The following is a 12,424-nucleotide window of genomic DNA, read 5'->3' as shown; positions in this document are numbered from 1 at the left end:
TTTTTGCTGTTGAAAAGAAAGTGGTTTTTCGCTTTCTTTGACATTATTCGTCAACAGTCGGAGTTTATTATCTGCAACATACCTCTCTAATTTTTGCAATGCCTGCTGCACATCACAGTTGAAATATTGTATCACAAAATCAATCACCGTTCCTCCATTACCAGTACCGTGGTCGTACCATACATTTTTACTTCTGTCTATCTTAAAAGATGCTGTCCTTTCATCCCTTAATGGTGATATATACCAATAATTATTGCCTTTTATTTTTGTTGGCGTATACCCTGATGCATATAAATAATCCACCAGGTCAACTTCGTTGGCCTTTGCACAAGTCATGATCTTTAAATTTTAAAGTTGATTAAATAGTAGTGCTGCTTACAGTTGCTTCAAGCTGTTTTTTGATCATAGCTTCTATATCTGTTCTTAAGAAATAGCGCCTTGATTTAATCTTGAAACTTTTGAGTTTGTCCTGTCTGAGCCAATCATAGAGTGTTGGTTTGGATACCTGGAATACAGCACAAACATCACTGGCTTTTAATAAGGCTTTTTCGGGAAGGTGGTCGGTTGGTGGTGATTGAAATGGCTGATTGATTTTTTCGCTAACCACTTCTTCAATCGTTGACCTGATCTTTTTCCAGAACTCCGCCGGAGCTATGGGAAACAACATGGGCGTTTCTTGCATCTTTCGTCACTTTTATCTTGTTCACAATAAGAAATACTCTTACATCAAAAATAGAAAAGATAATTGCGGATAAATCACCTATTCAGATTTTGAATAGGATCAATCTACTGCTCATTAACAATCGGTGTTGCAAAAGCGATCAACTTATATTAAATGAAGTGAAGCCTTGTATTGTTTTGATAAGGTTTGATATGGTTTGAATAGGTGTGGGTATTAGAATTTTTAACAAACATCAATCTAAATAATTTGTCCTTTAATTGAATCCTTCAAAAGAACAAAACCTTTTCGTTGGTCTGAATAATCGTGTATGTACTGTTCCCCATTTAAATGTTTTTCGATTTCACTATCGGTTAGTTTCAAAAAGCTTTTGTCATTGTAATTCTTGAAAGAACCTCCCTTCATTTTATGCGCACGGTATAAATATGGATCATAATAATACGCTGGCATATAACCACTCTTCTCTTTTATTTCCCAGCGAACAGCAAACACATCTTCCCTGCCTTTGAATACAGATTTAAAAAGCTGAACTTTTTCAGAAAGGCTTTCTATCATTAATTGTATTGTTTACCGGTGCAATTATGATGCAATCAATGTGCAATTTGTGCAATTATTGTGCAATTCACTTTAACTGGTAAAAAGCTCCGGCACCTTTTACGTCACTCGGTTTGAAAATGTTCTTCTTTACCAGATCAGCAAGATCATTGCTAGCCGTATTTCTTGAGCAGGTATTCAATTGTTGGTATTCTCTATTGGTTATTCTTCCTTTTTCTTTCACATACATAACTGCTTTTATTTGCCTTTGATTAAGACCAAGGTTTAACAGTTGCTCCTCAGATAAAGCGTTCTTAAACAAAACAACATTAAAGCCTCCATTAATTTCCTGCATTTCAGGCTCGGGCAATCCGGCGCTTTTACAGGCATCCAAAATTTTTATTGTGCCGCGACCCCAGGCATCAATATAACCTCCCTTAAAGGCAACATCAGCAATTACCGGGTTCCTTGGCTTGGATGCATGCGAACGTTTTAAAGCATCCGATGTTAAACCGGCCGGCAGCATACCTTCGTTCCATATACTTATCTTATCATCATACACGCGGATTTGAACAGGCGCGCCCATATAATTTCGATGTACCAAAGCATTCAGCAGCATTTCACGAATAGCAGCTATAGGATATTCAGATTTTTCAATCCTGTGCATGCCTTCAAACTCTATCGGGCGAGTCAAAAATTTATGATTTAACTGATTCACGACGGCTTGCAATAATGTAATTAAATTTCCTTCTTCCACTTCCTGAAAAATAATATCCGCATCATTGCTGCCAAAGCGGCCTATTTTTACAAAAGCATTCGCATAGAACCTGCCAGGGTCTTTACCAAATAAAATAATTGCGGCCCTTTTTAACTGGCCGTTTTCAGCAATTCTTAGTTTTTCAAATAAGTCTTGAATATCCAGACTTGTATTGGTTTCCGGAAGCCTGCCTGCATTTGCTGATGCATTGAGAAATATCTTTACAGCATTATTGGCTATATCATCATAAGTTGCCCTTTCTTCAATTATGTCATCCCATGTTCTTCCCGATTTCTTTAAAAGAAATTCATTGAGTGAAGCGCCTGTTAACTCTTGCTTTGTACTGCCGCTTCTGTAATAATACCTGCCTCGTATAGATATGGGAACAGTATATGACATTGTAATAATTTCGATAAAATACTTCCCCTCCTTTTCATTCAGGTTAACTTCAACCGTTATACCCATTGTATTTCTGACCTTGTTTGGTATATCATCCAGCAATTTTTTATAGTCAGGCACACCAACAACTTTACCCGTATCATTTATACCAATATACATAATACCGCCGTTGGCATTGGCAAAGCCACAGATCCATTTCAAATAGTCATCGTGCCAGCTTTGCTTGTATTCTATGTTTTGTTGTTCAGGCATTATAAAGTCAATCTATATTAAAGATGCATTAATTTAATTGTGTTTACAGGGCTTCTTCTATCATTTTTGCCACAATAGTATCATCAATTTCATCCAGGTATGTAGTGGTCTGCAATTCCGTTTCATGCCCTAAAGCTTCCTGGATGATACTTACGCTCACTTTCTTATTTCTTAGGTTAGTTGCAAAAGAATGTCGGGCGGCGTAAGAGGTAAGTTTTTTATCAAGGCCTATCATTTTCGCCATTTTTGACAAGTCTTCGTTTAAATCTTTAAGTGCGCTGTCAATTCTTGCATCAATACTTTTTGGAGTATTGTGCCTGTTGGTTAAAATTGGAAAAACATATTCGCATCCTTCGCGCTGAACAGATAAAAAGAAATTAATAATGGCATAAGCTTTAGGATGAAGCTGGAAATGATAATGGCGCTTGTTTTTAGACCTTATATATTCTATCTCTTTATTCTGAATGTTCCCTTTTTTAAGCTTGGCAAGATCAATAAAGTTTATCCCTCTTGCATAATAACTGAAAAGGAAATATTGTTGAGACCTGTATTCACGGGAATTTATTTCAAACGGCAACGATTCAATTGATTGAATAACCTCAGAAGACAAAGCCCTTTTCTTAGTTTTAAATCGCCTATATGCTTTGAACTTAATGTATTTTGAAGGATGATGTTCTTTCGGACACAATCCCCGCTCAATCGCAATATTCCATAGCCTTGAAAAGGTTCTTATATAAACGCTTATTGAACTTTCCTGGTGAACAGTTCGAAGCAAATGCTTTTCGTAGTCCTCAAAATCCTTCTTAGTGAAGTTGATAAAATTTTTATCTGCACCATTGAGAAATTTCCTGACATTATCTCTGCTGGACCTAAAGACTTTTGAATAACCTATTCTCGCTTCTTCTTCTAATTCTGATATAATAGTTTGATAGAACACCAGAATTTTTGCAGTTACAGACTTTTGAATTGGCGTTTTGATTTTATTCTTTATGTCTGAAAGAGGAATAATATCAATTCCTTTCTTCAAAAGAAGTTTAGTTTCAAAATCAATGGCTTCAGTTAAATCTCCTATTTTTTTAATAATGGATTTAAACTTAGGATGAGTTGGCTTAGGGCAGTCATTCTGTTTATCCCAATCATCAACGCTTGATGTATATCCTGTAGAAAGATACACTACCTCTTTATAAAGAGTAAGCCTTAACCGGATTTCATGTTCGCCATTTTTAGTGGCTTTATGCGTCCAAAGAAGTGCTTTAATTTTTACTAACATAGAAATAGGTAAAACCCAGGTAAAACCAAATGTAGGTTTTTTTGAATAAACCTGTTGCATGCAACATGGCCTGAAACTTAATACTGTATTGATTTTCAGAAAAAGATAAGTAAAGGCAGGTAAAGCTAAATTAGGCCAAAAACTTGCATGGCATGCAAGAGGTCACCGGTTCGAATCCGGTATTCTCCACAAAAGGTCTGATTTCAACCCACTGGTGATTCAGCACATATTCTGCAATAACAGGCCTTATTTCTTTAATTTTACACTTACCACTTTTTACAACGTAACCGGCAAGTTTCACAATTGGGATTGCGGTTTATCTTATTTTAGATTCTCAAAAATTACTTGTGAATAACAACCTTCAATGGGATTGGAAAATTGATCACAAGATCGGTTTATTTAAATGGGATCTTAAAGAAATATGGCAATATAAAGATCTCTTACTGCGCTTTGTTCGCCGTGATCTTATTGCCAACTATCAGCAAACCATTCTAGGCCCGTTTTGGATTTTATTACAACCGATTCTTACAACCATTACCTATTATATCATTTTCGGAAAAATTGCGAAAATATCCACGGAAGGTATTCCACCGCTGCTGTTTTATTTACCCGGTATCATTATCTGGAGTTATTTTTCCGATTGCCTTAACAGCACCATGTACACATTTTTGCATCATTCCACCTTGTTTTCAAAAGTATATTTTCCAAGACTGATTGTTCCGTTAAGCAATATTATTTCCCATACGGTACGTATGCTGGTGCAGCTGGTTTTATTTGTAGTAATATATGTTGCGTTTGTTGCTGCAGACCATTCAGTGCATATATCGGCATCAATTATTTTAGTGCCATTTTTATTATTGCTTACAGCGGCGTTTGCCCTAGGCGCCGGTTTAATCATCAGCATTATCACTGCACGCTACCGCGACCTTGATTATGCATTGCAATTCATTATCCGCCTGTTCATGTTTGCAACGCCCGTTATTTATCCCGCATCAATTGTTCCCGGAAATTTAAAAACAATATTTTGGCTTAACCCGTTAACGCCAGCTATTGAAACTTTCAGAACAGGTTTTTTTTCATCCAATACATTACAGTTGCAGCCATTGCTTGTTGCAACTGCCATCACAATAATTCTTTTAATCACCGGGCTTGCTTTATTTAAAAAGCTTGAAACAAAACTGATGGATATAATCTGATGAGCGCATTAATGATTAAAGCAGATCATGTTTCAAAATATTACCGCCTGGGCAAATTAGGTTCGGGCAGGTTAAGAGAAGATCTGGCTAACTGGATAAAACGAAAGCCAGCTGTAAGTGATGAAATAAATGAACGTTCAAAACAGGAAATATGGGCTTTACGCAATGTGAGTTTTGAAGTGCAGCGTGGTGAAGTGTTAGGTTTTATTGGCAATAACGGCGCTGGTAAATCAACGCTGCTAAAAATTATTTCACACATTACATTACCAACATCGGGATGCGTTTATGGTAACGGAAGAATTGCAAGTTTACTGGAAATAGGCACGGGTTTTCACATTGAACTTACGGGCCGCGAAAATATTTACCTGAATGGAAATATTCTTGGCATGAATAAAAAAGAAATTACATCCAGGCTTGATGAGATAATTGATTTTTCAGGCGTTGAAAGATTTATTGATACACCTGTTAAGCGTTACTCAAGCGGAATGTATATGCGTCTTGCATTTGCTGTGGCTGCGCATCTTGATCCTGAAATTCTGATTGTTGATGAAGTACTTGCTGTTGGCGATGCGGAATTTCAACGTAAATGTTTGGGTAAGATGAAAGAAGTTTCATCGCAGCAGGGCAAAACAGTTTTGTTTGTTAGCCATAATATGCAGGCGTTGAGAAACCTTTGTCATCGCTGTATAACATTGAAACAGGGAGAAATTGTAGATGAAGGCAAACCGGAAACGGTCATTGGTAATTATTTAAAAAAGCAGCAAAACAATTTCACACATCAATCTTACGAGGCGCCGGAATCAGCACCGGGTAATGATTATATCAGGATAAAAGAGGCGGCTTTAACTGCCGATTATATCGATGGCTTTGATGTGGTGGATATTCGAACACCGCTTCATATTCATATTGAATTTTGGTACAGGGATATTCAGCCCGGGAGCCTTATTGTGGGCATTCATCTTTTTACATTCAGCGGAGAATGCATTTTTGATATTTGTTCCGAACCTAAAAGATATAATAATGGTTTGTATGAAGTTGATTGCAACATTCCCGGCAATTTTTTAAACGATGGCAATTATTATATCTCTGTTGTATTTGTAAAAAACACCACACAACGTTTGTTTTATTTTGAAGCCTGCTTATCTTTTGAAGTGGAAGACTATAGGAGCGATACAGCCTGGTTTGGAAAATGGATAGGTTATGTGCGCCCATCTTTTCCTGTAATTGTAAAAGCAAAAGCCGAATAGCGCATGGCAGAATTTCAACCTTATACAAGAACACATATTGAACTGGACAAAGCTGAAACGCTGCAACTCAATGCAGGCAATCATTACATTGTTATCTGGAGTAATCAATTTCCTTTAGGCCATGTGTGGGTTGAAACACAGGAGGAATTTTCAAAAGAAAAAATGGCTGATGCAATAAGATCGGCAATAGGAAAAACAATTGCTGTTTATATGCATAATAGTGCGACTATTGATTGGCAGCATTATTTGCAGCAAGGGAACTTTACCGGGTTGAATGCGTTGCTCACAGAAAGCACCAACACGTTTAAAGCAGCTATCAGCAAAGAAGATCCGGGACCGGTTTCGGTTGTTGTATGCACGCGCAACAGACCGCAGGCTTTACAAAAATGCATTGCATCTTTATTGAAAAATAGCGACCGGGAATTTGAATTGATTATTGTTGACAATGCGCCGGATAATGATGATTCAAAGAAGATTGTTGAACAGTTTCAGCATGTTCGTTACGTGCGTGAAGAAAGAAAGGGATTGGACATTGCCCGAAACACCGGTGCTAAATGTGCTTCGCATGATATTATCGCCTATACCGATGATGATGTGCAAATCCCCGTTAACTGGATCAGCAATATAAAAACCTGTTTTTCCAATCCGCTTACAATGGCCGTTACAGGGCTTGTTATACCGGTTGAATTAAGTACAGAAGCTCAATATATTTTTGAAAAGGACTGGGGGTTTAATAAAGGCTATATACCGACAATTTTTGATCACCAATATTTTTTAGCTGCGGTTGATGAAGGCGTTCCCGCATGGGATGTTGGAGCTGGGGCTAATATGGCTTTTCGCAAAGAAGCATTCAATCTCGTTGGTTTATTTGACGAAAGATTGGATGTTGGTGCAGCGGGGTGCAGCGGTGATTCAGAAATGTGGTACCGTATTTTGGCTGAAGGGTGGAATTGCATTTATTATCCGCATCTATATGTTTTTCATGAACATCGCAAAGCGCTGAAAGACTTGCGTAAGCAGTTATTCAGTTATATGAAAGGCCATGTGTGTGCCTTGCTTGTTCAGCATGAAAAGTATGGACATAAAGGGAATATAAAACGCGTTCAAAAAACGCTGCCGGCTTATTACAGAAGCAGGTTTAAACAGGAATTTAAGAAGATTATTACCGGTAAATTTTCTTCGCTGTTAACAGAGATAAAAGGATATAAAGCAGGTAAAAGATTTTATAATAAGCATAAAAACGAAATGCAGGAAAACACTTTAAGTTTTCCGCAGGAATTATTAAGCGAAATAACGGGTAAAGAACAACCGCTTGTTTCTATAATTATTCCTTGTTATAACCAGGCACATTATTTAGAAGAAGCCATTAACAGCGCCATCCGCCAAACATATAATAATATAGAAATTGTGGTAGTAGATGACGGGTCAACAGACAAAACAAAAAATGTTTGTGATGCGTTTCCGGGCATCAGTTATGTGCGTGTTGAAAGAGTTGGTTTATCGGCAGCGAGAAATATCGGCGTTCAGTTTTCTACAGGTGATTATATTGTTTTTCTTGATGCCGATGATTTTTTATATCCCGGCGCTGTTGAGTTAAACCTCTATTTTTTTAATACCTATAAACATGCGGCATTTGTATCTGGTACCTTTGATAAAATTGATGAAGAAGGGAATTATTTAAACGTTACGCTTGCCGAAGCAAAAAAAGATTTGATTTATCTTTCATTATTACAGGGCAATTACATTGGTATGGAAGCAACTGTGATGTATCGCCGGGATTTATTTTTTTATTTTTATTTTGATACGCAATTGCACAGTTGCGAGGATTATGATCTTAACCTGCGTATCAGCAGGAAGCTGCCGGCTATTCATCATCAAAATAAAATAGCCGTTTATAGGATGCATTCATCAAACATGTCGAAGAATAAAACATTTATGCTTAAAGCTGCATTATCAGTGCTAAAAAAACAAGAAAATTTTTTATTGAATAAGGAAGAAAGAATAGCTTACAAAACAGGCATTCAGAATTGGATTAGCTACTATTCTTGACTAATGTATATTGATTATTATGAATTATCGAATCCCCGAATCTCCCCCTGTTATCAAGCCAATTGACCCCGGTATTGAAAGGCCACTATGGTCTGTAATGATTCCTGTATATAACTGTTCGCAGTTTTTACAGCGTTGTTTGGAGAATGTGCTGCAGCAGGATGAAGGGGCGCGTCAAATGCAGATTGAAGTGGTTGATGATTGCAGCACCGATGCAGATGTTAAGGCGCTTGTTCAGCGGATCGGAAATGGAAGGGTTGATTATTTCAGGCAGGAAAAAAATATGGGCAGTCTCCGCAATTTTGAAACCTGTATTAACCGCGCCAAAGGATATTATATTCACTTATTGCATGGAGATGATTTTGTTGATGACGGATTTTATAAAGCAATGGAGGGATTATTTAAAGATTTTCCGCAGGCAGGTGCAGCCTGCTGCGCCTTCTGGCATGTGGATGAAGCAGGCGGGTTTCTTTACCCGAATGAAAAAATTAGTGATGAGCGTGGCATTTTAACCGATTGGTTAGACACAATTGCACAGGGACAAAAGCTGCAACCGCCATCTGTTGTTGTCAAGCGGGAAGTTTATGAAAAGCTGGGTGGTTTTTTTGGCGTGCATTACAGCGAAGATTGGGAAATGTGGGTGCGCATTGCAGCGCATTATCCTTTCGCTTTCACGCCATTGAAGTTTGCTAACTACCGCGTTCATGATAATGAAAATATTACATCAAAATATTTTAAAAACGGCCAGCATATAAAGGATATTGCAAAGACAATTAATACCATTCAAAATTATTTGCCCGCACAAAAAAAAGAAATGCTGAAAAAAAATGCTGAAAGAAACTGGTCTGTTTATTATGCCAGAACATCTGATATGGTATATCATAGATACCACAATTCAAAGCAGGCAATCCAACAGGCGAAGCTTGCTTATAAGATGCATAAAAACCCTATAACCTTTTTCTTCCTTTTTAAAATGTATATAAAGCGATTAGTTCGTTATAAATTATAATAATTGAGATGAGCTTTTTGCACAGAATCTGATTTTCCCGCTCTATGCTGGTTACCTGTGCATTGAACAGCATAAGAACTTTAAAAGGAAATAATTTACAATTCCCGCCATCTCTCCATACAAGACAATGAAGACAGCGGGAAAGATGCCGAAATTTTCAGGAGAAACAAAATCTAAACAATATTAAGGCTACAGGTATTATACTGCCAATGAAATGTTGGAATCGTCTGCGTTTAAATTGGAGATTTTAAACCTGGTTGCAAAGGCACGCATGCGCTGCAGCACAGATGATAATTCATTCCGCCTGTTAAGTGGCAAATAATTATGCAGGTTTATTTCGTGCGTGAAATAAACATCTGAATCTATAATTTCTTTGGGAGTTCTTCCTGAAAAAACTTTAATATACAACATTAAAATGCCTTTAATAATGCTGCTGTCGCTGTCTCCTGCATAATAAACCTTGCCATCTTTATATGCTGCATCCAGCCATATTTTAGACCTGGTGAGCTTAATCATTTTATCTTCTGTTCTTTCTACTGTGGTTGTGTTGGGCAGCGATCTGCCTAAATTTGCAAAATGCCTGAAATACCTGAATTTGCCTTTAACCTGATCAATGATAGATTCAAATTCTTCAATGATCTTGTCTTGTACTTTGTTTAAATGCATAATAACAGATTTTAAGCGTTACAAATATTGTTTAATGCGCGATGTTAATTTCAGCTTCCGTTATATTCAATAAGAATAAACCACGTTGCCAAACATTGGAATAAAGAGTTGCTGTATGTGCAGGGTTTTATTAATTAAAGCCCTGTCAGAATTGTAAACTTCAAATAGTTGCCGTGCTTATTGATTAAAGTGGCACAACTCCAAAAATATCGTCTTTTTTTGTAATTGCGTAAATAAAATTACGGGTGAATTATAGTGTTGTGCATCAATAGTTTTGTTTGTAACCATTTAGGGTAGTTGCCGTGTTTTGTTTAGCGCTTTTTATTAATCTTCAACAATTTTTCTTAAAGCATCCATGGCATCTAAAAGATTATTGTGTACCAGCGGGTCAGATACCCATCTCGGCACCTGGGAACTTTTTTCTGTGGCAATAGTATAAACTATTTCTGTTTTGCCATCGCTGCTTTTTTTAAACACCCATTTGCCTTTGGCGCCTGCAACTCTTGTCACATTTTTATTGACAGGAAAGTGTTCACTTGTTACGCTTTGAAAATGCACTTCATGTGCTGTTTTATTGCCAGGTATCACGTGATACTGCATACAAACATCCTGGTCATCAAAAGGCCACGGAATGCGGTAGCGTATATACGTTATCCAACTATTGTCTGATTGTACTATGGTATTAAATGCAACCGCATTTTTGTTCCAATCCTTACCACGCGAAGCATTCTTTAGCAAAGCGATAATTTTTTCATGGCCGGCAGAGGTGGCAAATTCAACTTTTAATTCTCTTATGCTTGTGTTGAAAGCGCCGCTAATCCAATGTTCATACAGTGCAATATTATTTTTTGTTTTAACCAAAACGTAGGTTGTTTCTTCCTGTATAGATGAATTATTTTTAACAGCCAGCAAACCTGCAATGGTGAACAGTAAAAATTTCATGGTTTATCGTTTAGTAATATAAGATGAGACCTGCTGAGATTCGGCTTTTTTAAAGGAATTATTCAATCCTGTTTTTTATTTTTCCTGATGAGTTTTAACCGGTAAGCCAGCAACCTCAAAAAGAACAATATCAGCATAGGTTAACAGCTCTTTTAAAAATTAATCCTGCGTTTTATCAATGGCATTCATCCATATAATATGCTGCAGCTATTATATTAAACGATATGCATTGTAAATGTTACACTGTTTAAAAAAATTACAGTTTTATAAACATTATTAAAATGGTTACAGCAAACCAAAATCTATAAAAGGAAGAAATGATTTTTTTAGAAACAGGTTGAATTGCAGGATAAATTGCTTGAAATGTATAATTCAATATTAAACCGTTGGCTGAGTTTCATCTTTGCGCACTGGAGCATCACATCATAAAATTTTAATTCCGTTAGCAGTTAAGGCAATAAATATTTAAGCTTCTTCTATAAAAGCAATGATTTTATTGTCAACATAGAATTCTTTTCCATATTTACCTGCTTTAAAAGCTAACCAAATCACGATACACATCAACCGATCTTTGAAAAAGCTGCCTGGCGCCTGCGGCAATTGTTTGCCATTCAAAAGCGCCATACATCGTATCGTACTGTAGAGGCGCAAGCCTGTTGTAAATATGTAATATTTCTTTTAGCGGTAAGGGTATAATGTTAGGGTAGCTGTACATCATGCTGATGAATTGCAGGCTTGGTGCAATCTGCAGTGTATCACCCACCAGCAGGCTTCCCTCGTCACCTATATTAGGTGCATGTAAAACGGTGCTGCCTGCAAAATGTCCGCCTGTATGCACGATCTTCATGTTATTCCATAAATTAAATTCTTCCGCATTCCATAGCTTTATATTGATGGCATCATCCATTATCCATTCTTTATCTGCTTCATGAATATAAACCGGGCAATTGAATGTTGCAGCCCATGCTGTCATCAAACTATAATAATGCGGATGCGAAATGGCAATACCTTTCAGTCCGCCTTTGGAATTGATAAAGTTCACAGTTGCTTCATCAAGATATGGAATACAATCCCATAAAAGATTGCCTTCGGGTGACGTAATAAGATAAGCTTTCTGGCCAATAGCAAACGCAGGTATTATCTTCAGGTCAAATAAATTTTCAGATCGTTGATTGATGCGGATCGTTTTGTTTTCAGCAAGCGCGGCATAACTCGTCCATTGCTGGCCGGTCATGGGAACATACTGGCGTTCATCTTCACAAATAGCACATGCTGCCGGCGCTGTTTCTTTATAACGTGTGCCACAGGTAAGGCAAATATTATTGTATTCCTTTCCTTTTATATTCAATTTTTCCATGCAATAAATATAGGAATTAGCAGAAAAGAGAAGACAGGCAAGTGATTACCGGCAGCAGCCTGTAAAA

Annotated in this window: 12 protein-coding genes and 1 tRNA gene; 5 read left to right on the top strand and 8 right to left on the bottom strand. The window is 37.2% G+C overall.

Annotated features, from left to right (window positions below):
- The 5 genes from ACTHN6_RS10130 to ACTHN6_RS10110 all read right to left on the bottom strand — a co-directional run.
- The coding region (locus tag ACTHN6_RS10130) for a CHC2 zinc finger domain-containing protein (RefSeq protein ID WP_440435640.1) at positions 1–336 on the bottom strand (336 nt) is incomplete at its 3' end.
- A 22-nt stretch (positions 337–358) separates the two neighbouring features.
- A complete protein-coding gene (locus tag ACTHN6_RS10125; protein WP_440435639.1) occupies positions 359–682 on the bottom strand; it encodes a helix-turn-helix domain-containing protein in 324 nt (107 codons plus the stop codon).
- 237 nt (positions 683–919) lie between these two features.
- On the bottom strand, positions 920–1,234 hold the full coding sequence (locus ACTHN6_RS10120) for a TOTE conflict system archaeo-eukaryotic primase domain-containing protein (RefSeq protein WP_440435638.1): 315 nt from the start codon (positions 1,232–1,234) through the stop codon (positions 920–922).
- Between the two features lie 67 nt (positions 1,235–1,301).
- On the bottom strand, positions 1,302–2,621 hold the full coding sequence (locus tag ACTHN6_RS10115) for an ATP-binding protein (RefSeq protein WP_440435637.1): 1,320 nt from the start codon (positions 2,619–2,621) through the stop codon (positions 1,302–1,304).
- 43 nt (positions 2,622–2,664) lie between these two features.
- The gene (locus ACTHN6_RS10110; protein WP_440435636.1) at positions 2,665–3,951 is read right to left on the bottom strand and encodes a tyrosine-type recombinase/integrase; all 1,287 of its coding nucleotides are present in this window, start codon (positions 3,949–3,951) and stop codon (positions 2,665–2,667) included.
- Positions 3,952–4,019: 68 nt separating this feature from the next.
- Between ACTHN6_RS10110 and ACTHN6_RS10105 the strand changes: the two genes are divergently transcribed.
- From ACTHN6_RS10105 to ACTHN6_RS10085, 5 genes are all read left to right on the top strand, one after another.
- A tRNA-OTHER gene (locus ACTHN6_RS10105) sits at positions 4,020–4,080 on the top strand.
- A gap of 158 nt (positions 4,081–4,238) precedes the next feature.
- Positions 4,239–5,087 carry an ABC transporter permease gene (locus tag ACTHN6_RS10100; protein WP_440435635.1) on the top strand — a complete coding sequence of 283 codons (849 nt, stop codon included), beginning with the start codon at positions 4,239–4,241 and terminating at the stop codon, positions 5,085–5,087.
- On the top strand, positions 5,087–6,334 hold the full coding sequence (locus tag ACTHN6_RS10095) for an ABC transporter ATP-binding protein (RefSeq protein WP_440435634.1): 1,248 nt from the start codon (positions 5,087–5,089) through the stop codon (positions 6,332–6,334). The genes ACTHN6_RS10100 and ACTHN6_RS10095 overlap by 1 nt, the downstream gene beginning before the upstream one ends.
- 3 nt (positions 6,335–6,337) lie before the next feature.
- Entirely contained in the window at positions 6,338–8,383 is a 2,046-nt protein-coding gene (locus ACTHN6_RS10090) for a glycosyltransferase family 2 protein (RefSeq protein ID WP_440435633.1), read from the top strand.
- A gap of 19 nt (positions 8,384–8,402) precedes the next feature.
- Entirely contained in the window at positions 8,403–9,392 is a 990-nt protein-coding gene (locus ACTHN6_RS10085; RefSeq protein ID WP_440435632.1) for a glycosyltransferase family 2 protein, read from the top strand.
- A 198-nt stretch (positions 9,393–9,590) separates the two neighbouring features.
- Here ACTHN6_RS10085 and ACTHN6_RS10080 read toward each other — a convergent pair whose 3' ends face one another.
- The 3 genes from ACTHN6_RS10080 to ACTHN6_RS10070 all read right to left on the bottom strand — a co-directional run bounded on the left by ACTHN6_RS10080 (position 9,591) and on the right by ACTHN6_RS10070 (position 12,357).
- On the bottom strand, positions 9,591–10,058 hold the full coding sequence (locus ACTHN6_RS10080) for a SufE family protein (RefSeq protein WP_440435631.1): 468 nt from the start codon (positions 10,056–10,058) through the stop codon (positions 9,591–9,593).
- Between the two features lie 324 nt (positions 10,059–10,382).
- Positions 10,383–11,000 (bottom strand): START domain-containing protein, encoded by a 618-nt coding sequence (locus ACTHN6_RS10075; protein ID WP_440435630.1) that lies wholly within the window; start codon positions 10,998–11,000, stop codon positions 10,383–10,385.
- Between the two features lie 532 nt (positions 11,001–11,532).
- Positions 11,533–12,357 carry an MBL fold metallo-hydrolase gene (locus ACTHN6_RS10070; RefSeq protein WP_440435629.1) on the bottom strand — a complete coding sequence of 275 codons (825 nt, stop codon included), beginning with the start codon at positions 12,355–12,357 and terminating at the stop codon, positions 11,533–11,535.
- Between the last annotated feature and the right edge of the window lie 67 nt (positions 12,358–12,424).

Source organism: Parafilimonas sp., assembly GCF_051953455.1.
Taxonomy (GTDB): domain Bacteria; phylum Bacteroidota; class Bacteroidia; order Chitinophagales; family Chitinophagaceae; genus Parafilimonas.
The sequence above is the reverse complement of the archived record's forward strand: the minus strand, read 5'-3'. Positions and strand labels throughout refer to the sequence as shown.